The 24204-nt window shown below is 35.2% G+C and carries 20 protein-coding genes and 3 riboswitches; of the genes, 7 read left to right on the top strand and 13 right to left on the bottom strand.

The genetic code is table 11. From position 1 onward, the window contains the following. Window positions 1-4: 4 nt before the first annotated feature. From cobT to DHU68_RS06475, 4 genes are read left to right on the top strand one after another with little or no spacing between them, the layout of a single operon-like run. A complete protein-coding gene (cobT, locus tag DHU68_RS06460) occupies window positions 5-1042 on the top strand; it encodes a nicotinate-nucleotide--dimethylbenzimidazole phosphoribosyltransferase (protein WP_108822172.1) in 1038 nt (345 codons plus the stop codon). Window positions 1043-1045: 3 nt separating this feature from the next. Beyond that, a complete protein-coding gene (gene cobS, locus DHU68_RS06465; protein WP_108822173.1) occupies window positions 1046-1807 on the top strand; it encodes an adenosylcobinamide-GDP ribazoletransferase in 762 nt (253 codons plus the stop codon). After that, window positions 1804-2322 carry an alpha-ribazole phosphatase gene (gene cobC / locus DHU68_RS06470; protein ID WP_108822174.1) on the top strand — a complete coding sequence of 173 codons (519 nt, stop codon included), beginning with the start codon at window positions 1804-1806 and terminating at the stop codon, window positions 2320-2322. Before cobS ends, cobC begins: the two co-directional genes overlap by 4 nt. Before the next feature lie 17 nt (window positions 2323-2339). Beyond that, window positions 2340-2951 (top strand): metallophosphoesterase, encoded by a 612-nt coding sequence (locus DHU68_RS06475; protein WP_108822175.1) that lies wholly within the window; start codon window positions 2340-2342, stop codon window positions 2949-2951. On the opposite strand, the gene cbiD is transcribed toward DHU68_RS06475, so the two are convergent. The 13 genes from cbiD to DHU68_RS06540 all read right to left on the bottom strand — a co-directional run bounded on the left by cbiD (window position 2945) and on the right by DHU68_RS06540 (window position 21443). After that, window positions 2945-4765 carry a cobalt-precorrin-5B (C(1))-methyltransferase CbiD gene (gene cbiD / locus DHU68_RS06480; RefSeq protein ID WP_108822176.1) on the bottom strand — a complete coding sequence of 607 codons (1821 nt, stop codon included), beginning with the start codon at window positions 4763-4765 and terminating at the stop codon, window positions 2945-2947. The genes DHU68_RS06475 and cbiD overlap by 7 nt on opposite strands. Then, entirely contained in the window at window positions 4762-5763 is a 1002-nt protein-coding gene (locus DHU68_RS06485) for an ABC transporter ATP-binding protein (protein WP_108822177.1), read from the bottom strand. The genes cbiD and DHU68_RS06485 overlap by 4 nt, the downstream gene beginning before the upstream one ends. Then, window positions 5763-6794, bottom strand: coding sequence for an iron ABC transporter permease (locus DHU68_RS06490; RefSeq protein ID WP_108822178.1), 1032 nt, complete (start codon window positions 6792-6794; stop codon window positions 5763-5765). The genes DHU68_RS06485 and DHU68_RS06490 overlap by 1 nt, the downstream gene beginning before the upstream one ends. After that, complete coding sequence (locus DHU68_RS06495) at window positions 6795-7922, bottom strand: ABC transporter substrate-binding protein (protein WP_108822179.1); 1128 nt, start codon at window positions 7920-7922, stop codon at window positions 6795-6797. Further along, entirely contained in the window at window positions 7919-8638 is a 720-nt protein-coding gene (locus DHU68_RS06500; protein ID WP_108822180.1) for a precorrin-2 C(20)-methyltransferase, read from the bottom strand. Before DHU68_RS06500 ends, DHU68_RS06495 begins: the two co-directional genes overlap by 4 nt. Before the next feature lie 75 nt (window positions 8639-8713). Next, window positions 8714-9973: a hypothetical protein gene (locus DHU68_RS06505; protein WP_108822181.1), complete on the bottom strand. Its 1260-nt coding sequence runs from the start codon at window positions 9971-9973 to the stop codon at window positions 8714-8716. Between the two features lie 15 nt (window positions 9974-9988). Then, complete coding sequence (locus tag DHU68_RS06510) at window positions 9989-12382, bottom strand: TonB-dependent receptor domain-containing protein (protein WP_108822182.1); 2394 nt, start codon at window positions 12380-12382, stop codon at window positions 9989-9991. 161 nt (window positions 12383-12543) lie between these two features. Further along, window positions 12544-12747: riboswitch (cobalamin riboswitch) on the bottom strand. 64 nt (window positions 12748-12811) lie between these two features. Continuing rightward, window positions 12812-13156 carry a DUF2149 domain-containing protein gene (locus DHU68_RS06515; protein ID WP_108822183.1) on the bottom strand — a complete coding sequence of 115 codons (345 nt, stop codon included), beginning with the start codon at window positions 13154-13156 and terminating at the stop codon, window positions 12812-12814. A gap of 2 nt (window positions 13157-13158) precedes the next feature. Further along, window positions 13159-13755 (bottom strand): MotA/TolQ/ExbB proton channel family protein, encoded by a 597-nt coding sequence (locus DHU68_RS06520; protein WP_108822184.1) that lies wholly within the window; start codon window positions 13753-13755, stop codon window positions 13159-13161. A gap of 45 nt (window positions 13756-13800) precedes the next feature. Continuing rightward, on the bottom strand, window positions 13801-14487 hold the full coding sequence (locus DHU68_RS06525) for a hypothetical protein (protein ID WP_108822185.1): 687 nt from the start codon (window positions 14485-14487) through the stop codon (window positions 13801-13803). 6 nt (window positions 14488-14493) lie between these two features. Then, window positions 14494-18423, bottom strand: a complete 3930-nt coding sequence (locus DHU68_RS06530; RefSeq protein WP_108822186.1) for a cobaltochelatase subunit CobN — start codon at window positions 18421-18423, stop codon at window positions 14494-14496. A 12-nt stretch (window positions 18424-18435) separates the two neighbouring features. Next, window positions 18436-19356 carry a sirohydrochlorin cobaltochelatase gene (locus DHU68_RS06535; protein WP_108822187.1) on the bottom strand — a complete coding sequence of 307 codons (921 nt, stop codon included), beginning with the start codon at window positions 19354-19356 and terminating at the stop codon, window positions 18436-18438. Between the two features lie 8 nt (window positions 19357-19364). Further along, a complete protein-coding gene (locus DHU68_RS06540; protein ID WP_108822188.1) occupies window positions 19365-21443 on the bottom strand; it encodes a TonB-dependent siderophore receptor in 2079 nt (692 codons plus the stop codon). A gap of 46 nt (window positions 21444-21489) precedes the next feature. Further along, window positions 21490-21686, bottom strand: a riboswitch (cobalamin riboswitch). 145 nt (window positions 21687-21831) lie between these two features. Continuing rightward, a riboswitch (cobalamin riboswitch) is annotated at window positions 21832-22019 on the bottom strand. 672 nt (window positions 22020-22691) lie between these two features. Here DHU68_RS06540 and DHU68_RS06550 point away from each other — a divergent pair. From DHU68_RS06550 to DHU68_RS14375, 3 genes are read left to right on the top strand one after another with little or no spacing between them, the layout of a single operon-like run. Further along, on the top strand, window positions 22692-23564 hold the full coding sequence (locus DHU68_RS06550) for an IS982 family transposase (protein WP_108822190.1): 873 nt from the start codon (window positions 22692-22694) through the stop codon (window positions 23562-23564). 43 nt (window positions 23565-23607) lie between these two features. After that, the gene (locus DHU68_RS06555; protein WP_108822191.1) at window positions 23608-23985 is read left to right on the top strand and encodes a transposase; all 378 of its coding nucleotides are present in this window, start codon (window positions 23608-23610) and stop codon (window positions 23983-23985) included. Between the two features lie 20 nt (window positions 23986-24005). Beyond that, complete coding sequence (locus tag DHU68_RS14375) at window positions 24006-24131, top strand: hypothetical protein (RefSeq protein WP_255412467.1); 126 nt, start codon at window positions 24006-24008, stop codon at window positions 24129-24131. The last annotated feature ends 73 nt before the right edge of the window (window positions 24132-24204 follow it).

Here is a 24204-nt window from a genome sequence, read left to right on the forward strand (position 1 = left end):
AATAATGATACACTTTAATATAGAAAGACCTAACGACGAAATACGTCAGTACTTACAAGAAAAAATAGATAATCTTACTAAACCTAAAGGCTCACTGGGAATGTTAGAAGATTTAGCCTTACAAATTGGCTGGATACAACAAACACTAAGCCCCCAATTGACTAATCCTTGCCATATTGTATTTGCAGGAGATCATGGCATTGCAGCCGAAGGAGTAAGTCCATCTCCACAAGAAGTTACATATCAAATGATTGCTAATTTTTGGAATGGTGGAGCAGGCATCAATTTTTTAGCTCGTCAACATAAATTTGACCTTAAAATTGTAGATTCGGGGGTAAATTTTGATTTCAAGCCTGAAGATCCTATTATCCACATGAAGATAAACAAAAGCACACGTAACTATCTGTATGAAGCCGCTATGACAGAAGAAGAAATGAATCTTGCCATAGAGCGTGGAGCAGAATGTGTACAACGTTGTTTTGACGAAGGCTGCAATGTTATTGGTTTCGGAGAGATGGGTATTACTAATACATCTTCGTCTTCTCTATGGATGACTTATTTAACAGATATTCTTTTAGATAAGTGTATAGGTGCTGGGTGTGACCATACAGGAAGTATTATCAACCATAAATATAATGTTTTGAAAGCTTGTATAGAAAACTATAAAGGAGATTCATCTGTTGTTGATATAATGCGTTATTTTGGTGGTTATGAAATGGTAATGGCTGTCGGCGGAATGTTGAAGGCTGCTGAATTGAAGATGATTATTCTGGTAGATGGATTTATTATGACAAACTGCATGTTAGTTGCATCGAGATTGAATAAGGCAGTGTTAAATTACGCTATCTTTGGACATCAAGGTGATGAAGCAGGACACAAATTATTACTCGATTATCTGAATGCTAAACCAATTTTAAATCTAGGGTTGAGATTAGGTGAGGGAACAGGTGCATTGTGTGCTTATCCAATAATTAAGTCTGCTATTCACATGATCAATGAAATGAATACATTCAAAGAAATAGAGGTTACAAAATATTTCTAGTCGATGAAGAATATTGCAGCAGCTTTGGTATTTTTCACCCGTTTACCCTTTTGGCGACTAAAAGCTTTTCAAGTAGCTCCCGAATATTTTAGTCAAGTGATTAATTATTGGGCAGTAGTAGGATGGCTGACAGGGGGAGTGATGGCAACAAGTTTATGGCTAGCTTCTCAGGTTTTCCCTTATTTTGTCGCTATAATTATTGCTTTGTTGAGTAGATTACTAATTACAGGGGCACTCCATGAAGATGGCTTAGCTGATTTTTTCGATGGCTTTGGCGGTGGAAATACAAAAGAACGAATATTGGCTATCATGAAAGACTCGCATATTGGCACATATGGAGTTATCAGCCTTATTTTTTATTTTCTTTTGTTTTATTCATTATTGCTACAACTTCCTTTGCATTGGGCTTGTTTATCAATACTAATAGCAGACCCATTTTGTAAATATATAAGTTCGCAGATGACGCGTTTTCTCTCTTATGCACGTACTGCTGAAACAAGTAAGTCGAAAACGGTATATCAGAAAATGTCTTTAAAGGCATTATTTGTGTCTTCGATCTTTGGTCTTGTACCTTTATTCCTTGTACCGGATATGAAGTGGATGTTGGCAATCATATTTCCGATTCTTACATTCATTGGATTAATCATACTAATGAAAAAGAAAATACAAGGATATACGGGTGATTGTTGCGGAGCTATGTTTTTATTATGTGAGCTGTCGTTATATCTTGGAATTGTTATCGTTTATCAAAATCTAGTTATATGAAAATATATTTAGTTCGCCATACCGCTGTCGATGTGCCTCAAGGTATGTGTTATGGACAGACAGATGTTCCTTTAAAAGCCAACTTCGAAGATGAAGCAAGGATTGTGAAAGCAAATATAGGAAGCATAGAAACAGATGTTTCATTTAGCAGTCCTCTTTCTCGTTGTCGAGAATTAGCTCATTTTTGTAATTTTAAAGATGCCGTATTGGATGACAGGTTGAAAGAACTGCATTTCGGTGATTGGGAAACCCGAATGTGGGATCATATAGATATGTCTATCTGGGACGAAGATTGGATAAATCCGCCTGCACCAAACGGAGAGTCGTTTATGCAGATGTATAATCGGGTATCTAAGTTTTTTGATGAGTTAAAATCAAAGCAATATAAGTCGGTCTTAGTTTTTACGCACGGAGGTGTTATCAGTTGTGCCCGTGTATATTTCAATCAGGCTGATATAAAAAAGACTTTTGATCTGATGCCTCGTTATGGCGAAATGGTTCAGTTTGAATTTTAAATAGTTGTTCTAAATTGGTGAAAATAGTTGAAACTGCGGCTGATAAAATATTTTTTACTTCTGATATCCACTTCGGTCATAAATGGCTTCTTGATTTCAATAAGCGTCCATTCAATAGTGTTGAAGAGATGGATAATATTATAATCAAAAATTGGAATGATACTGTTCCAATAGATGCATTAATATTTGTATTAGGAGATATTGGAGAAACTGATGACAAACGTATTCTTAAAATATTTAGCCAGCTAAATGGAACAAAAATTTTGATAAGAGGTAATCATGATACGATTTTTAAGCACGGAACTTTACAAGATATATTTACGGAAATACATGATCTGCTTGAAATAGAAATTTTTGATGCAATAGAATACCAATATCAAAAGATTGTTTTGTGTCATTACCCCATGTTTGACTGGAATAATTTCCACGAAGGATCCTGGCAATTATTTGGACATATCCACACCCGGGAACTTCCAGAATTTAAAACTTTGAATACAAAATTATTTGCACAGCAGTATGATGTAGGCGTTGATGGTAATAACTTCCGTCCAATATCTTATTATGAAGTAAAAAACATCATCAATAAGCAGATGCAGCAAAATTGTTTCAAACAGACTAACTATTATTGAATAATATTCCCTTTTTCATCAATCAATAATATTTCCAATTCTCCTTTTGTAAATAGAGGAGAACAAACTGCATGACACTTTTTCAAAATTAAAGAGAAATATCGGCGTTCTCTTTGAGGGATAATATCCCAAAGTTGACGTGCCATGGTAATACCGTCAATAGCATTGATTGTTGAGGCATTGCAATTTGCTTCTTGAGCTATAGTTTTTAAGAAATCTTTATTCATTACGACTTTCTTACTATGAGTATCCAGTGATCCTTCCGCCAATTTTACTGCTTTGCCAAGCATAATACCCATCGTAAGCTTTTTTATACCCAATTCGGATGCTATTTTGATCGTCTCGCCGATAAAATTACCATAATGAATAAAAGCCTGAGTTGATAGATTGGGGTATAGTTGTTTAACAAAGCGTTCACTTTTAGCACCCGAATTGATAACTATATGTTCACAGTGTAAAGCTTTAGCTACCTGCATTTCCCTTCGGATTGATGCAATGAAAGCATCCGACGAGAAAGGCTTGACAATTCCCGAAGTTCCTATAATAGATATTCCGTCAACAATACCAAGCTTTGGATTAAAGGTTTTAAGAGCGAGTTTATTGCCATCAGGGACAGATATTGTCACATCAATTCCCGTCTTAAAGCCCAAAGGTAGTTTGTTCTGATAGTGACGCATCACTTTGTATAGTTCACGCTTCATCATCATTCTGGGGGTTCTATTGATTGCTGGATCTCCTATGGGAAGCCCTAATCCGGGTAAGGTTACTTTGCCAACTCCTTCGCCTTGTAAAAAACGTATTCCTTTATGATCAAGATTTAATGTTACGGTAGATACTATTTCATGTCCGTTCGTTATATCAGGGTCGTCTCCCGATACTTTTATAACCGAGCATGTTACCCTTTCATTCTCTTTAGTAGTTTTATGAATTGGTAACTTTACCATTTCACCGTTTGGTAAAGTAATGTTTATGTAAGATTGTACTTCACCTGTTAATAAAGTTGTAAAAGCAGCCTTTGTTGCAGAAGTAGCACATGTTCCTGTTGTATATCCCGTTTTTAGATCAAAGAAATCAGGTACTAAATTTTCGATAGATTTTCGAAGTCCATTTTCGCCATAAACAGAAATAAATTGAGAAGATAAAATCGGTCGTTTAACTACTAGAACCGGAATATTCAATTGCTGAGCCGCTTTGACTTTAGCATCGAATCCTCCGGATTCTCCACTTTCTTTTGTAATTATAGCTTGTGGATTTAAGCATTCGAACAAAGCCTTTTCGTTTTCTTCGTCCTTATAGAATAATAACTTCTTATAGGGAAAACCTTCCTGCTTAGCTATAGCTCTTGATTCCTCTCTATCTAAGATTCGAAACCAGCAATTGTGCTCTTTCCAATAAGGCCTCAGTTTAGCTATCGTATTTACTCCGGTGAGTGCCAGCAGGTTATTTATCTTTTGATCTACTAAATAATCAATAGCTTCCTGATAAGTGTCGAACCAAAGTGATTTTTTGTCATGAACAGGATAGTTACGTTCTAATCGGACAACAGGAATATTTAATACTTCAGAGGCAAAAGCAATATTATGATGAAGATTTTCAGCAAAAGGATGAGCTGCATCTATAATTAGGCGGATATTTTTTTCCTCACAGAAAGATGTTATTTTATCCTGATCCATCGCTCCTGTTATGCGTATACCATGAGCTGTTTCAACCATCTGTAAATAGCCTTTAGTTGAATAGTAAAATGGTTTTGCTGCTTCTTCGCACACAGCCAAAGCTCTTTTCCCTTCGGTTGTTCCTCCAAATATTAGTATCATAGTTCAATTTGCCTTAATAACTCTTCAATGGTATCTAATACCTTAACCTGCCCATTAGAATAATGAAGGTTGATTCGCTGCTCTTTTATCTCAATGTACGGATCTGATTCAACTTCGCGTGAAACCATTATCCCTTCTCTCAGCAGAGCCTTTCTTACCATTGCATATATTTGCCCGTGCCCCTTCATTCGAATTGTTTTTTCACATTCGTTCGAGACACGGAATAATCCGGTATCAGTGTCGAAAATAATCCCTTTCCTTGCGAAAAAATGACTTAGACTACCATCTATAGATAAATCTTCGGGAGTGCCAATTTTTATTCCGTTATCTTTATCCATCAACCATATTCTATCTGCTATTTGTAATGCCAATTCCAGGTCATGAGTTGAAAGAAAAATTGTTTTGTTTGTTGTTCGCGATAATTGATGGAGCAATTGCATCATCTCAACTTTACTCGGAAAATCAAGAAACGCCGTAGGTTCATCTAATAAAATAATTGGAGTCTCTTGTGCTAAGGCTTTTGCAATCATCACTTTTTGACGTTCACCATCGCTCAGAGTATGAATCATTCGTGAAGCTAGATTGTCAATCTTGACTAAGGAAATAGCTTTATCGACAATTTTATGATCATTATCCGAAAGTTTTCCCCAGAACCCGGTATATGGACTACGCCCTAAGCCAATCAATTCCCGAGCTGTCATATTTTTTATATCGAATTTTTCAGTCAAAACGACACTTACCAAAGTTGCAAGTTCCTTTTCAGCATAATCTTCTATCTCTTTTCCCAAGATATAGATTTTACCTCCTAGTTTTGGCTGAAATGCTGTTATAGTTCTCATCAGTGTAGACTTTCCGATACCATTAGCTCCAAGTAGACAAGTCAGTTCACCACTATATATTGTCGAACTGATTTTTTCTGCAACAGTTTTTTTGTTCTTCTTATCTATATAGCCTATTGAAAGGTCTTTAATTTCTATCGTTTTTTGCCTTTCAATCATTACATCAACTCATTTTTGCGTTTACCAAACAATACTGAAATTACAATTGGTGCACCAATCAATGCTGTCACAGAATTTATTGGTAGAGCTCCTTCGAAACCAGGCATACGCGCTATAAGGTTACAGAATAAAGCCAACGATGCACCCGTAAGTGTTACTGCCGGCATAAGTATTCGATGATCAGAAGTTACGAATACCATTCGACATAGATGGGGAACTGCCAAACCGAGAAAGACTATTGGTCCACAATAAGCTGTAATTATAGCAGTTATAACACAAGAACTAGCTATAACAGCTAAACGTGATCGTCTAATATTCAAGCCTAAATTACGAGCATATCTTTCGCCCAGAAGCATTAAGTTCAGAGTCTTTATCAATAGAAAAGATAGAGGAATCAGTACCGCCATTATACAAGCAAATGTATAAACCTGATTGCCGGACACTTTGGCAAAGCTCCCTAATCCCCAAATGACATAAGCACGGACATCTTCGTCATTGCTAAAAAACTTCAGAACACCTATTATTGCTGTAGCAATATACCCGATCATTACACCCATAATTAGTAGTATGACGTTTCCTTGTATTCGTTGCGAAATAGCCATAATAATTGTCATAACAAACATTGCTCCAACAATTGCAGCAACAGATACAGCAATTTCCCCGAAAAAGCCAAGACTACTCAGTGCCGTACCTCCAAAACTACCTGATAGTAAAATGACCAATGCTACGCCTAGACTAGCTCCTGAACTAATTCCCAGTTCGGATGGCCCTGCCAAAGGATTTCTAAAAACAGTCTGCATCTGCAATCCGCTGATTGCTAAGCCAGATCCGGCTACTAATGCTGTCAGTGTTTGAGGAAATCTGGATTTCCAGATTATATTTTCCCAAATAACAGGTTCATTCCCTATGCCGAATAATATATTCCAGGTTGAAATAAATGGTACAGCTACTGTTCCTAAAACCAAGTTCAGAATGAAGAGACAGAATATAGATCCGAGTATGATCAAAAATGCAATATCGTGACGTTTCATTTATTTCAATAATTCATAGTAAACTGAGGTGTGATCCGATAATAAGTTGGGATGGAAAATCTTTATAAGATCGGCCAAGACTACTTCTGGTTCTACGGGAGTATTTTCATAAAAGGGTTTTTCACGTAGATTACAGTAGATTACTTTCTTTTCTTTGTAAGCTTTGAAATCTGTATAGCGAGCATCAGTCTGTTTAAGTACATCATAGTTATATTCACCATTATAGCTATTTACAATTCGCCAATAATTGGCGTCGGCTCCTTGTGAGTAAACAGTTTCGTAGTCTACATAAAATCCGCCTGACTCATTATCATTCTGCATAAAATAGTTAGCTCCTGCATCTTTAAAAAGCTGGGCTAAATAGCTTTTTCCTCCTACTACATACCAATTCCCCGAATGTAATTCGCCACTCAGTACAGTAGGCTTGTTTGCTATATCTTTTGTTAATGCTTGTAATTCAATGTATCTTTTTTCTATTTCTTCGAATTGTTTTTCAGCTTGCTTTTCCATTCCAAGGAGCATTGCTGTAAACTTTATCCATTCGGCTTGCCCTAATGGCGTCGTTTCTTTGTAACCAAGAAAGCTAACTAGAGGAATATCCAAGTTCCGAATAGCATCATATCCTCCTTTTTTGAAAGGCGAAACAAGAATCAGATCAGGATTAAGAGCCATGACTATTTCGCTATCAAACTCACCCTCGATACCAATCTTTCGAGTCTTGCCATCTTTGATCTGTTGATTGATTTGTTTGTTCGACAGAAAACGTGTACTTGTTATACCAACAACTTTATCCAATGCATTTAATTTAATAAAATTAGATAATTGTAGGTTTGTCATACAGATAACACTTTTTACAGGAGCTTCTATGATTGTATAATCCGACGGTATACCTTCTTTCGAACTACCTCTTTTTAATAAGGCGTATTTGTACGTAATATCACTTTCTTTGCTCGGATCGGTTATGTCGATCAATCTAAAATTACCGTGATCGGATACTTGAAATCCTTTGGCATATTTAACTTCAAACAGATTTCCATTATTTTCTATTTTTTCTCCAGTTCCTTTTTTGTTTGGATTACATGAAATTAATAGAGTAATACCTAAGAATAGAATAATATAGTATTTCATATAGAAAATTTATTTTGAATGATTAGTAACGAGAAATAAGGAAACTTCTTACTTATAATTGTTTTTTTATCAGTTGTGTAGTACTCTTTTCCTATAATACCAACATTCTCAAAATAGTGATGGTCAATATTGTTTTTCGAATAGATGAGCTCTTTAATTACACTTTCGCTTAATGAAGGTTTCATTATAATAATGGATTTACCGGAATTCAAATAGGAGATTAATTCATTTGAATCTGTTTTTCCTGGAATAACAACCAGTTGTTCTTCTTGTTTTGCTATATGGATATTTGCAAGAGCAGCACAAGATATAAACGCAGGAATACCTCCAATCCGTTGTGTAGGAATACCAATTTTCATCAATTCCTCATTGATATACTGACTTGATGAATAGAATCCAGAATCGCCTTCAGCTACAATAGCGACTTTTAAACCTTCTGAATAATATTTTGCAGCTAGTATAGCTACTGCTTCATAGTATCTTAATGCATTTGTTCGATCTTTACTCATCGGAACATGAAAAAGCTCTATTTTATTTTCATCAATATGTAATTCAGTTAAAATACTCTTCGAGCGAGATACTACTTCATTTCCAATTCTATTCGTAGAAGGAGTTAAGATTACATCTGCATCTTGCAATTTTTTTAGTCCTTTTAAAGTTATTAATTCAGGATCTCCAGATCCCAAGGACACGAACGATATTCTGTTTATATTCATCTTATAATCAATCGCAGAACATCATATTTAAGCTAAACAATATGGTGTCCTGCGATTCTGTTATTTGGGTATTATTTAGTTTTCTATCATAACCAATCGTTGGAAATAGAATCCATCTTGGATTGTTAGACCTTTTTTCAGATTCCCTGTTTTTATGTCATATATATATATAGCTTGCTTCTCTTTTTCAGGATTAACTCCAATATATACTTTATCCTTGAGTACGATTGTCCGCTGAGAAATTGTTCCTTCACTGTAAGGTAAATCTAGCTCAGTCAGATTATCAGTTTTCAAATCTAGCACAGCATAGTAACAATTATAATTCGCTCCCCATCCAGGTGCACCTGTGTGTGTTGGGTCTTGAATATAGAGGAGAACTTTGTCAGAAGAAAGGTTGTCAATCGTAATTATTTTTCCACGAGAATAATCCTTCCCTTGAAACCCTAAATACGATTTGTCAAAATCTTTACTGCCTCGGTTAATACGAAGAATAGAGCCATACTGTTGAGTGCTATATTCATTATCACTACCCTTTAATCTGCTTGCACATACCAAATAATAGTTGCCATTAGAATCGAAAAAAGATTTTGACATAGCCATTTCTCCATATGCAGTAGCCCCCATTTGTTCGGCACGATCCTCTGTTATCACTGTTTCTACTGACATATCATCAGCGTTAACAAATGCTGCATAAAAATGAGTTTTATCGTTGTTATTACAGTAAGTATAAATGATCTTATTATCTTCTTTACGATAAGCAGCGATTCCAGATGTACTAAATTTTCCACCTTCAGCTAAAGCCGGCAAATTAAGTTCACCTTCACTTAGAATGACCATCCTTTCAGTATCTACTTTAATCCAAATAACTTTACTAGCATCCCCGTTAGCTGCCATTAGAGCCAATACTTTATCATTTATCCATGCATGGGCAAACCTTCTGTCCTTTAAAGTGTTTTTTTCAAAAGGAATTTCGGCTATCACTTCTATTCCCTTAGCTGTGATTTTATATTTACCAAAACGATCTTTTTCTTGTGGAACTTGATAATAATATTGTCCCTTAATAATATTTTCCATAAATAGTTTAGCCGTAACATCAACGCCTTCTCCTTTAAAAGATATTTCGTCTTCGTTCTCTATAGATTCTACACTTTGTACAACTCGAGCTACATGACCTCCTCCTCCATATGAGTCGGTTGTCATCCAAATATCGAAATGAGTTGTTGCTACAGGGGTTATTGGATCAATAGGATCAGTATCATCATCAGAACATGATATAAAAAAAGAACTGATGAATAGTAACACTAGAAAAGGAAAATAGAATTTCATTGTTTTCATTGATTATTTGTATATTTAATTAAAAAAGAATCTCATTTTACAAAAGAATGCTCTTCCAGGCTTTTGGAGTTTCAGATTATCATAGGTCAGCCGATCGAAAATATTAGTACATTCTAGAGATATATTATATTTTTCATTTTTTAATGAATATGTTAATGATAAATCACTTATGTTTTGTGTCGGTATTCTTGATTTAGCATCTCCTCCTCCAGCACTTTTCCAAGTATAATAATACCAATGAACGTATTGGAAATAGTAGGCTAACTTGATCTGGTTATCTTTTGCCCCAAATAAGTTTTGTTTTTTCACATTTAACTCTACATTGCTATACAACCAAGGAGTATTAGGAATCTGATCGTTATAAGTAGCTGAAGGTTTACCATTTTCTAAGTACTTATTCTTATTTTTCTCCTCCAAGTATGTACAATTTACTATTGCTTGAAATAAACTGCTATAACTGTATCTTAGTTCTCCTTCTATTCCTTTAACTGTAGCATTATTTAGATTTTCATACTGTCCAAGCCTGTCTTCTACTGGGCTAGGTTTGTAGCGTATGTAATCCTTAACTGTTCGCATAAAACTTCCTACTTCATAATATAAATGATGTTTATTATTACAGTCAATTTCGCCAAACATGCCTATATTTACATTATTACTACTTTCAGGTTTCAATGTAAGGTTAGGGTATACTGTTGTTCCATTTCCAAGAAGTTCTCTTGCTATTGGTAAACGAATCGCATGTTCATAAGATGCTTTTATGGCAAAATTGCTATTGAAACGATATCGTGATGCTATTCCATAACCAATGTTGTAATTAGTTGATGAGTTAGGTATATCTTTCGATCCTGTTATATGAGATAAATCTTGTTGTCCTATTCTCAAATTATTAATATAATCTTTTAAGAATAAAATATTTGTTAGCTTGTTGTCAAATAGATTAAGAGAGTATGATAAACCAAAAACATGCTTTGTTACAACATCATTAGATGGTTTAAAATCCATATCTATTTCATCATAACGTTTATTCCCTGTACGATCTAATGTGTAATTCAGATTAAAAGATTGATTGTTAGATAGTCTGTAGTTTATGCTTGCACGTCCAATTGTTGTAGGGCGTTTATAATGCTTTTTAGATTTTCCGCTCCTCATTATTTCATTCATCTTAGAATCTATTCTATTATCAAAGGAACCATCCCACCAATATTTCTGATATGCAGTATCAATAACAATAGAGTGATCCCAAGTGTGAGAAACAAAAATATTAGTTGATAAATTCTTGATGAGTAAATCATTTTTTATGTAGTTCGCAGAAATACCAAACGATCTATTTTCTTTTTCAGCTTTACCATATACAATGTTTTGAATTGCTCCTGTTTGCAATTCCTTGTTTATAGCAGAATATGAAGTCGAAAAGAAAAATGAATCTGCCCACTTCTTATTTATAACACCTACTTCTAAATGTCCAATTAAAGAAAGGTAATCATCGTGAAAGCGTTTAGCGTCTGTTGTTTTAAATCTACTTCGCTCAATTCCATCCTCATCAATAAATTTTTCTTTCACTTGTATATCCTTCATTTTATAATTATTCTTTGAATAATTGATCCCAAAAGAAGGACGTATTACTATTCCAGTTTTTCTTTCAGTATATTGAGCTCTAAAATCAGCTTTATGAGTGCTAAATGAACCAATGCCATAAGAAGTGTCTATGTAGTCTTTTATATTTATATTTGTTATTATATTTATAGCACCTCCTAATGCATCGGCTCCTAATTCAGATGGAACAAATCCCTTATATATTTCGATCCGATCAACAAGATTAATAGGCAGGTTGGATAAATTAACCTCAGAGCCCAAATATGCTAATGGAATTCCATTAACAAAGTACCTAATGGCATTTCCAGATAATCCATTGATAGATAGTTCAAAATCTGAACCAACTCCTCCTTTTTCTCTAACTCTTATACCTGAACTTCTTCCTACCATCGTATTCAAGTTATTAAGGTCATTAGTTCTCGACTTCACGGACAAGGCGTTGACCGAATAAGCACTTTCACGGAGTTGTTGATGTTTAGATTTACCCTTGACCTCTACGGTTGATAACTCATGTGTCTTTGGAGTTAATTCGAAGTTGCATTCCTTGTTGTTACTTATCTCAATATCAACTACTTTTGTTTCATAACCAAAACAAACAATTGTGACTGTATAAGATCCAGAGGCAATCTTACCATTAAAAGAGCCTTTATCATCAGTAACAGATAGTAAGTATTCGTCAACTATTATACTCGCCCCTGAAATAGGTTTGTTATTGATGTCAGAAACTTTGCCATGCAATACAATATTCCTATTCTGGGCATAGAATGATACATTTACTAATAAGTAAAATAAAATAATAAAGATTTTTTTCACCATTGTTTTATTTAAAATACGACTTGAAATCTTTTAAATAAAACTAACGTGTATTCGAAATAACCTTGGTTAAATACTTAGTGGCTGAATTGCATCAATAATATTGATTTCGCAAGAAATGGATTGAATCCTAAAGTCTTGTTGTCAGCTCTATTCCACGAAAGCTTTATAACTAATATTCTGGCAGGTCTTCTGACTTACTCTATCTTTGAACGCCCTTCCCATTCACAAGTGAACAGTGGTTTTGAGTATTGTTCAAAGACTTTGGCGGAGCTTACAGCAGCGGGTCTGTTCAGGACTTTCACCTGATTCCCTTTTCATCACAATCTGTGAATACAGAATGTGACACCAAAATCATATGCAAAGATAATCGTTTAGTCGATATAAACTAAAAATTGATCAAAAGTAATTGATATAATATTGAGTTTATTTTTACTCTGGCACATAAATAATTTCACCATTTTCCAGTTCATAAGCGATACCTACCTTGCGACCCTTTTGTTGAGATTTAGACTGATCCTGAGATGGGGTATATTTATTGATTTGTTTCCCTTCTTTTTGTATAATCTCCATATTATCTTTACCTGGATTTTTGACAATCGTAAAATCTTCTTCAGTGAATACCTCAGCCATATTCATGTGCATAACCATAGATACCATTAGTGCTACAGCAAATACCATTGCAACATCAAACAAGTTAACAACAACCGATAAGGGGTCGTGATCTTCTTCTTTTGCAAACTTGTTAACTCTTTTAGTTTTTTTTCTGAGTGGCATAATCAATTTTGCTTTTCGGTTAAGAGATTAGCCACAAAGTCTAGATTATTCACATCTCTGGCATACCACCTTTGCTTGAATTGCTGTGTCAACAAACCAACAGCACTCACCACAAGACCGATAACCGTAGCTGCAAATACAACTTGCATATTATGAGCCATTCCGGCAATATCACCCGTAGACAGACCTACAAGCGCAGGACTCATGGCTATCAATGTCCCAATCAAACCAAGTACAGGTCCCATCTTAGCTAATATTTTAGACAAGGATAGGTCTTTATCAGCTTCGTTCTCGAAGTTGGAAATCAGGAAATCGGCATAAGCCTCACTGGGTTTGGTATTGAGTAATTCTCGCAAGTATTTTATATATAAAGAGTTATCTTTTTCGGGTAATAGCTGATTGAGTTCACTTACTGATGTTGCAGTTGATTCTTTAATCTTATTATTCAGTATCTTGTCATTTTTTCGCTTTGTCATAAACTGATTATAGAAGCTACCCAATAGGATTAATGATCTGAAAAACAAACACAATAAAATAATGACATCGGGTATCAAGAGACTATTTGCAACCCAGAATAATGCTTTAAAAATTAATTCCATTTTATACGTTTAATTATTTATTTGAATATTTTATCTCTAAATAGATTATTTATTTCTTTTTCTAAAAGTCCACTTCAGCTTATACCAGACATAGCCTATCAAAAATAGACCGATAAACAGACCTGAAGCAAAAGCAAAAGCTTTCCAGTTCATAGGTTCATCAGTTGCTGCATAAGTTACTTTGCCATCGGCCGTACATATCAGACCAATTACACAGATAAAGAGTGATACTAAAAAGTGGACTTCAAGTCTAAAATCTTTTTTCGGAAATAAATACTTTATTCCATACGACAACAGAGGTAATGACACAAGAATACCTACCGCCATTACATAGGAAATCAGATTAAAATCCATTCCGGGCGATGAGAATACAACCTGTGTTTGTAGGTAAAATAGTGCCGGAAAAACAAGAAGTCCAGGATAGTAAAAGAAAAAGACTCCCCAGGATTTTACCTTCTTACCGAAAATCACTTTCAGAGCTATGAAACAATATCCTATACAGAGAGCTGACTCTAAAGTAACCAATACAGCAAGGTCTTGCATTACCTGATTGCTGCCCATCAATTCTACTAATTGAGTTTTAGACTGACTAGCCGTATATGGGCATATCCAAACTGTAAAAGCAGCACAGATGGCGGCAAATATAATAGTTTGCCACCAGCGCCAAAAGCTCAATTTTAGGAGTGTATTTATAAAGATGAAAAGGAGTAGAACCTGAATTATAAGTATCATAACTAACTATTTATCGCCTTTCCATTTTTTCTTCAAAACAATTATTAGAACTACAAATACAAGTAAGATTGCTCCAACTACAAACAGTCCATTCAAACCGTTGGATTCACTCACTTCCTTATCTACAGATGTAGTCTTTTTCAAAACCATACCATTGGCTTCTGATTTTGATGCCTCTAAAGCAGCACTCATACCTTTCATATACTCTACAGCTTGTTCTGAGGACAATTGATTCGTTACAAAACTCTGCAACTTAGGGTTATCACAAATAACCTCCGTACAGCCTGCACCATTCTTCTCTATACTTTCCACGTGGATAGATACAACCCTTTGCAATTGTTCTTTGGTTGGCTGCCAATAACCCTTACGGGCACTTTCGAGCATAACTGAAGTCATCGTTTGAAAAGCAGCTGAATTTACATTATCAAAATAATCATGTATCCCCAACTGATGTTCATCTTGTATATACATCTTGTATAAGTCATTATAGAGTTCTTTATCCATAGATGAAGGCCGCATTACCTGCCAACCATAAATATTCCGGAATATTTTACCAAACATCTCTGCTGTAGTAGCATCGCCTTTCATTCGTTCTTCAACGAAGGTCGGATTTAGAATCGTTGCCCGAGTTTCTACTGCTATAGCTTCCTTTAGATTCTGTATTCGTTTATTATTCCTGTTTCGATAATCAGCCATCAAGGCATCAGGTTCTTTCCCTGTAATGTTTTTTACAGCCATGGACATGGCTCCTGTAAATTCGAATACATGGTCTAAAGATATTGGCCCCCACGTATTACTCTGTCGTGGTTGTATAATAATATCCGTTTCGGTTAAAGCTGAGGCAAATAAATCTTTATGAAATGTGCCCCAATTATCATCATCACCGTAAATTGCTCCCATATTGTTCAAATAGCCATTTACCAGCTCATTCTGATCATCCCAACTTCCGCTATTGTCAGTATATGCTATCATACCTGTGCTATAACCGCTATTAAGTGGTCCAAATACTCGCATTGTGGACATCTCGCGTGCCCTAACGGGAGGCATTCCTTTGTCGATCATTATTTTCTCCTGAAGAATGGTTCCCGATGATACGTAATTGGGATATTGTTCTTTGGTAGCTGCAGAGGCCAGTCGTACTGCATTTGTAATAAGTTTCAGTCTGGAACCCGCAATGTCACGTAATTGGCCTGAAACTTGGATGAGTACATTGATTCTTGGACGTCCCAATTCTTGGGAAGGTATTAGCTTCAAGTCTACGATTCGTCCTTGATTGTCACGAACAGGCTCAACTCCAAGCATCCAAAGAGCTTGGGCTACGGTTGCCCCTTCTGAATTGATAAACTCACCGGCCCAAAATGTATAACTGACTTTACGAGGATATTCACCATGTTTTTCTTTGTACGTATCTAACGTAATTTCAGCCAAGCGTTTGCCTTCTTCCCATGATTTTTTTGTAGGAGTGGTTTCTACATTTATACTATACATATTACGTCCTGTAGGGAGTACATTCGGATTTAGGATAGGGTCTCCTCCCGGTGCCGGGAATATACTCCCTCCGTTTAGACCTCGTGTCATTGACCTGAATTCATTTTCAGTCGATTGGGCCAATAATTCTCGATATCTAATCGCATCCTTTAAATCTGGAGATATGGAATTTGTATCATTCGGAGTATTTCGTAATATATTCGTTATTTGTTTTTTTGCGGTAGATAGATAGCGATGATTTACAAATCCTAAATTCTGGAGTTGCTCAGTCGTTATTTTACCGGCATCTCTATCCCGCTTTGCCAGTTCATATGCAAGAGGGTCTGCACTCACGGCAAGAGTTGTAGTCAACAAATCTCTCGGAGAATAAGGTTCTCCCATAGTATAGAATGCTCCTAGTGTCTTTTCATTTGCAATTTCTTCTATGAACATGTCCAACTTTTCGAGTTCTTGCTCAGTAAACGGTTCGTTGGATAATGAGTCTAATTCTAAATCACGATGTAATCCTAATTTTATTATTTCTTGTTTTGTTTGCAATGCCAAATGTTTATTCTTTTCGTTTCCTTCATGCAGTAGATGGTGAATATTATCCAAAATAGTACTATATCGTTGACGCATACCACTTTCTACATATGGAGGCGTAAGATGGGTTACAAGTACGGCATGAGTACGTCTCTTTGCAATAATTCCTTCACCGACATTACCTGTAGTATAAAAATAAAAATGAGGTAAATCTCCGACAAGGACATCCGCCCAATCATTTTTGGAAAGGGCTATATTTTTCCCGGGAGTAAATTCCAGACTACCATGTGTTCCGAAGTGGATTAATGCATCTGCTTCAAAACCTTTCTGCATATAAAGGTAAGGAGCTAGATAACTATGAGGAGGAGCTACGGGCATTCCATGTACCAATTTAAAATCATCTTCTCCAAGAGCTGGACGAGGTTGAGGAAAAAGAATAACATTCCCGAATTGTAAACAAGCTATGGCTATTTCTTTATTGCCATTATCGTCATCTTTAACTAACAATTCCCCTGGAGCTTCTCCGTATCGGGCTACCACTTCTCTATATTTTTCAGGGTTCAATACTTCCTGTACCCATTTCTCATATTCATTTTTAGTAAGCCAGACAGGTTTTGCATTCTTCAAGAAATTATCCTGGGCTCCTTTAGCATACGAGCCAAGAACCAAGCCATCAGTATTGATCCGCCTTTTAAACTCATCTAAAGATGTAGGCAATCCTTTTAAATCATAGCCTTCGGAACGAAGATGCTTCAAAAAATTATACAGAGATGGTATTACTTCCATTCCGCTGGCCAGCAAAGCATCCTTCCCATGTGAACGAAAATAACATATCGCTACTTTTTTATCTTTGTTTGGCAGGTTGGCTAGTCCTAAATATTTTTTCAGATGTTGAATAAAATTATTCATCCGCTCTTCTTCCACTGTATAGAAGTAATAACCATTCTCATGAGTATTCTGAGTAGCTATAGCTAAGGGCATCATTGCCCCATCTATCTCGGGAATTAGTACACGTCCATTCAATACACCTCCACTAACAGGAATCATAGGATTGAGCCATTCTTCTGTAGATTGGATTAATGGATAAGGACAGAAAAGAGGAATATTCTCAGTATTCAACCAATCAATAAAATCATCATCGCCAAGACGCCCCATAGGGTAATAGATGACGGCATCCGGATGTAGATCTTTTATCATTTCAGATCTATGTTGAGGACTTGCAATCGGGAATACATTAAAACCCTCACGAGTCAGGCGTAATATTAGTGTATCGACATGTGCTCGATTGCCTTCCATTGGGAATCTGGCACCTGCAATAAAAGCTATATTTTTACCTTTATCATTATATATTCCTTTATGCTTCAGATAGTCTATTAAACCTTCCTTAGTATTGAAGTATTCTCCATATTCTCGATGATAAAAATGATTGTCGGGCAATATTATAGGCTCATCATAGCTTTCTTGAAAAAAACGCTTCGGATTTGCAACCTGACGTATATAACATAATCCGTTCCGATAATTCTTCAGATTAGGATTATTGAAATAGCTTAATAGTCTACTTTGTTGTTTTCTTGTAAGGTTATAATTTAATCCAGAGAAAGCTGCATTCGAAGATATTGTTAGTATTGGAATTCCATCCTCTGCTACCTTTTCCAGTGCGGCAATATGTTCTTCAGACAAATGTAAGCCTCTTCCAAACAGAATAACTGCATCATATCCTTCAAAACGAGCAACTTCTTCCGTTGACATACATGTAATCTTTATATAACGACTATCGTTATTGAGGGTAATATCAGCCGCCTGAGCTTCAGGAATGTTTACAAAAAGAATTTGGGTCGGAGCAAACCAGTATTTATAACTAAAGAAAAAAATTGTTAGGAGGATAATTCCTCCTAACAAAGATTTAATAAAAATGAATCGTTTCATTATCAATAAGTCTTAATGAGCAGCAGCACCTGCTGCATAATTTTTCTTTTTGTCAACTATATCTATCATCTTATGATGTATAAGGAAGCGAATTTTATCAACAAACATATCTTGGATATTTGTATTTTCACCCAAGCCTTTCATATCTACATCGGTTTTGAAGTCTTCTATCTCCAATGAGTCTTTCCATTCGCCTGCAATATCGTTATTGGCATGATCTCCAGCTACAAACATAAAAGGAACAAGAGTTACTTGTTTTGCTTTATTGACTTTCAATTGTTTTACGACCTCACAAAACGAAGGGTATCCCTCTACTGTGCCTACATGAAAATTATTAGCTCCTTTATCTTTAAACATATAATCAAGCATAGCATAACTAGCTGTACTTGGAGTATATGTGCCATGACCAACCAATACTATCTCTCCTTTAGATGGACATTCTTTTTTCAGTATATCCACAACCTTTTCAAAATCTGAAACATGATATAGTAATGGTGTACCGATTCGGACTTCTTTGAAAAACGGTTCGACTGAAGCTACATCTTTACGTAGTGCTTCCATCTCCACACCATCAATAATATTCGAACTTTGAATCAGGATATGAGTATAACCTTCTGCTTTTAGTTTTAAAAGTGCATCTATGGGATTGTGTTTTTCAATACCACGTTCTTTAAGTCTACGAATAACGATTCTTGCAGTGTACGCCTCTCTTACCTCTAATTCAGTAAATGTTTTTTTTACTTTATCATTAATTACATCAATTGTTAGAGCACGAGTGTCATCATAAGTCGTCCCAAAATGGACCATTAGTATAGCTGCTTTATCGCCATCTTTCATATTTTCCAGTATGTTGGAGGCTATAAAGTTTCCACCTTCGTGTGCTTGACATGTAATGGACATGATAGTCATAATTATAAATAATAACTTTTTCATACAACTATTTATTTGAATTGAAGATTTAAACTAACAAAGACTGTCCTACCAGGCGATAATAATCCATAATTTACTCCGTAAGGGCGAGAGTCTACTTTATCAAGAATATTATTAATACCAATGCCAGGCTCTAGTATAAAATGTTTAAAATGAGAGAAAGTATGCTTACTATATATATTCCATACTCCGTATCCGGGAGCATCTCCATAAGTGTCATTCGGATGAAGTCTCTTGCTTTGTAATCTTGTGTTCAAATTCACATTTAAACGATATTTTCCCCACTCATTGAGATAATTTGTAGCTATAGTTGCTGTATGTCTGACAGATCTTTCAATAGCACCCCATTCTCCATCTTTATCTTTACCTTGGGCTGAAGCATATGCATAATTTGCATCAATCCTGAAACCATATCCTAAATATGCGGAAGATCTTATATTAAATCCTTTAACTTGTCCTTTCTGAAGGTTCTGATATTCTTTGTAATTAGCCAATTTACTTACCTGCTGAGGTGTCATATTAAAATCTTTTTGAACCTTATCTTTTATTGCCTGTGCTTGATCTACTGGCATATCCGAAAATTTGGTTGTTTTGGATGAAATCATATCATCTACATAGTTTAGATATCCTGTTATAGAAAATGAAAATCTACTTGTGCTATATTCTGCATTTAAAGAATAGTAATTACTTTTTTCCGGTTTTAGATTTTCATCTCCAATAGTAATCGTTGATCCCATAGAACTTCTCCATAAATAATAGTACAATTCGTCTAATCCAGGTGCTCTATAACCTGCCGAATAAGTTCCTCTGAAATTGAAATTATTGACAGAGTACATCAGAGCTATTTTTGGAGTTATTCGCCCCTTTGCCGTTTCATGATAATCGTAGCGCAAGCCTGCAATACCCGTGAAATGATTCCACAATTTTATTTCATGCTGTCCATATATTGATGTCGTATATACAGATTTGTCAACATTTGCACTTGGGCGATCTAGACTTTCAGATCGATAATCTACACCAAATACAGAGGTACTGTTTTCTGTAAACTTGAATATACTTTTCAGTTCTGCATTATAGAACTTTTGTTTTTTAGTCTTATCGTAATCTCCGACCTTGAAATCTTTATCATCCCTGATATATTTATAATTCTGATTGTAATTATCATTAATCAAGTCTAATGTAATTGTAGCTTTTTTATTAGGCTTAAACCGTCCACCTAATCCGTATTTGAAAGATTCATAATGAATATCGTAGGTAAATCCACCATCAATATCATCTTGTACACCTGGACGATCTGTCAGCTTCCAATAATACCCGCCATCAGCATAAAAAGATAACTTATCTGACGGGGTATATGTGAATCTTTGATTAATTATATTGGAATGAAATCCGTTTGAAGATTGACTAAGAGTTGGTATTGTAGTCAATGTACCATCTTTTGCCTTTTTATAACTATCTTTACTTTGTTGCCAACCACTTGACTGGTCGTGCTTAAATGAAGTGTAAGATCCAATTTTACTGTTCGATAAGTCAAGGTTCACTGATTGTGTGAACATTCCGTATTCTTCATACTTAGTATTGCTTGATGCTTGTATTATATTTTTAGGCTCATCTGTAATAATATTAATGACTCCCGCAATAGCATCAGAACCATATAAGGAAGAAGCTGCACCATCAAGTATCTCAATTCGTTTTACACGATTTAAATCGATTCTGGATAAATCAATATTATTGGTTATATCTCCCGTAAGTTTTCTCCCATTAATCAAGATAAGTACATATTTATTTGATAAACCATTCATCATCAAATATGTTCCCATTGCACCTCCTCCTGAGAAGGACAGTGATGGAACTAGTACAGTCATAGCTTGTTGAAAATCTGTTATGCCAGTTTTTTTAATGTCAAATCCAGTGATAACTTCTACGGGTGCAGGAGTATTTTTTAGTCTCTGGTGAGTACCCGTACCCGTTACAACAACTTGATCTAAATTTACCGATTTTTCATTTTCAGAATTATTTGCATGTTGAGCAAAAGAATTAAGGGTCATACAACTACCCAATAGAAAAGCGAAAACAAATTTCTTTTTCATTTTAATTTGTTAGAATTTAATAAATTACACTCTGTCCCCGGAGTGTTTCGATTTATTTTAATATGGCAGGTTTCCTGGCTTACTCTATTCTAGAATACCTTCCCATTCCCAAAAGAACAGTGGTGATTATTATCTAGAACTTTTTAGAGTCTACAGTAGCGGGCACTGCTTCGGACTTAGACCGAATTCCCTTTTATGGAATTAAGCGAAGGCTTATCCATCACCAATATTTTATTTTACTAACATATTTCCCCTCGATAAAATACGATCAAGGAGTAGCAAAGCTCTTAATGAACTTCGTAACTAAAGATTAAATATGAAACAGATAATTTGATTCCTGAAACAGGAAATGAATGATTTGTTTTGACATATCAACTTTTACGCGAAGTATTGTCATCCATATACAGGCAGGTTTCCTGGCTTACACCATTTTCTATTTCCCTTCCCATTCTTTCGAGTTAGAACAGTGGTAATAAATAGAAAACTTCGCGGTGATTACAGTTGCGCGACAGCTCACGATTTAGACGTGATTCCCTATTATCTCTTAATTAGAGCACCTTAACGGCTTGAAAAAATATAAAGAACTTTTACAGGCACAAAGATATCTAAAAAATTAATATAACATAGAATATATTTATTTGGGTTTAGTTTTTTTTGTGAATGATACCAAATTAGAAATTGCTAAAAAGAGATAAAATTTCTTTTGAGGATCTTCTTTTTTTAGTAACCAGAAGGGTATATTTGCCGAAATATTTCGACCTCTTTCATCCAGCAATGTTGAACACTTTTCGACATCGAGCAATAAAGCTACAGCCCACAAAATTTCTTTACTTTGTGTCCGTTAAGACTCTTAAAAGCAGAAAGTTTAAACAATTCTTCGATAATTATCTGAGTCTGTATAGCAATATTTTAAGATACCTAAAAGATGTAAGTTTCATAGAATTGCGAACCTTCTTTTACGTTATTCTATCAAGCTAATTGACTAAGATGATGACTAGATATTCTTAATCAATAGGACTTAAATGGTCTTAATAGGACTTAAGCGGACGGCTTATAAAAAAATGGTTGTTTTTTAATTTTTTTGTAAATCTTCAGCATAAAGTTTACCGATTGCTAGTTTAATTGCTTAAGTGTTTTGATAGGAAAAAAGATTATATTTACCCGTAGTGCATTTGAATAATAAGAAAATAAGTTACTCAATATCAAATAAATGACTATATTTAATTGTATCTCACGCAATTAAATAATATGAGCAACTTCCTTCGAAATTACAGAAAAATATTGGAAACATTACAACTGGTAGAGTCTAAAATGAACTTTTTGAATCAAATACGTAAACCTAAACTTTCAGATATTGAGTTGATTGCTATTGATTTAACTTCAGAATACATGAGTATTGATTCAAAGTATCAATTGTTTAGAACTTTACCTTTAGATTTGTCCGCCAAAATAGAACGCAGTGTTTATAATCGTAGAAAAAGAAAGTTATTTTTCTATCGAGATTCATTACGTAAGAAATTAGCAAATCAAATAGCAACACAGGACTATTTTATTGTAGACAGTATGCCTTTAGAAGTATGTAAGCTAAGTAGAAGTTCTCGCTCCTGTGTTTGCAAGGAAGATTACCAAACTTCTCCAGATAAAGGCTATTGCGCCTCGCAAGATAATAACTATTATGGTTACAAACTACATGCAGTTTGTACTGTGGATGGAGTTTTCACTGATTTTGATTTGACTCAGGCTTCGATACATGACATTCATTATCTCAAAAATATAAAACAACTGTATCAAAACTGTACTATACTAGGAGATAAAGGATACCTAAGTGTTGATTATCAGAGGGATTTATTCTCTTCAAATCAAATTAGACTTGAAGTTCCCATGCGTAGAAATCAGCATGGATATAAACCTCAAGCCTATATCTTTCGAAAAGCAAGAAAACGCATCGAAACCCTGTTCTCTCAACTGTGTGACCAATTTATGATTCGTAGAAACTATGCCAAATCTTTTGATGGATTCAAGAATAGAATATTATCCAAAATAATGGCTCTAACAGTTATACAACTCATTAACAAGTTAAACAACCGAAATATTAACAACTTAAAAATACGCATTGCCTAAATGCACTACGGGTTATATTTATTCACTTTCAAAACCAACGATTATGGCAAAGAAAACAACAAGCAGTGGGGCAACTCAAGCACGTAGTACCACCGGTCAATTCATCAAAGAGATTCGTCGTAACACGTCAAAAGTCTATAGCTCTGAGCAAAAGATCCTAATTGTGATGGAAGGTATGCGTGCAGAGCTATCCGTAGCAGAACTGTGTCGTAAGTATGGGATCTCTGCCCCTACTTATTATAAATGGAATAAAGAGTTCATAGAAGCCGGTAAGAAGCGCTTATCGGGAGACGAGCTGCGAGAAGCTACCTCTGATGAAGTGAAGGAACTTAGGAAGGAAAATAGCCTGCTCAAGGAATCTCTGGCTGACTTGGTTATCCGCTACGATATCGTAAAAAAAAGCTTGGATCTGTTGGATTAAGCACTAAATGGAAGAGATATATGAGACTAACAGCAGAGGAAAAAGAGGAAGTGATCCGTTTAGTAATCAATAGTCCTGAAGGAGTGAATAAGTCTTTACGTTCTATGGGTATCCATAAGCGCACCTTCTACAAAACAACTTCATAACCGCATTTATAATCAAAAAATGATGTTTTTGAAGTTGCAAAGTAAAATTTCAATTCTCCAATAAGCAGCAGAA

Source organism: Dysgonomonas sp. Marseille-P4361 (assembly GCF_900343125.1).
In the GTDB taxonomy this organism is placed as follows: Bacteria; Bacteroidota; Bacteroidia; order Bacteroidales; family Dysgonomonadaceae; genus Dysgonomonas.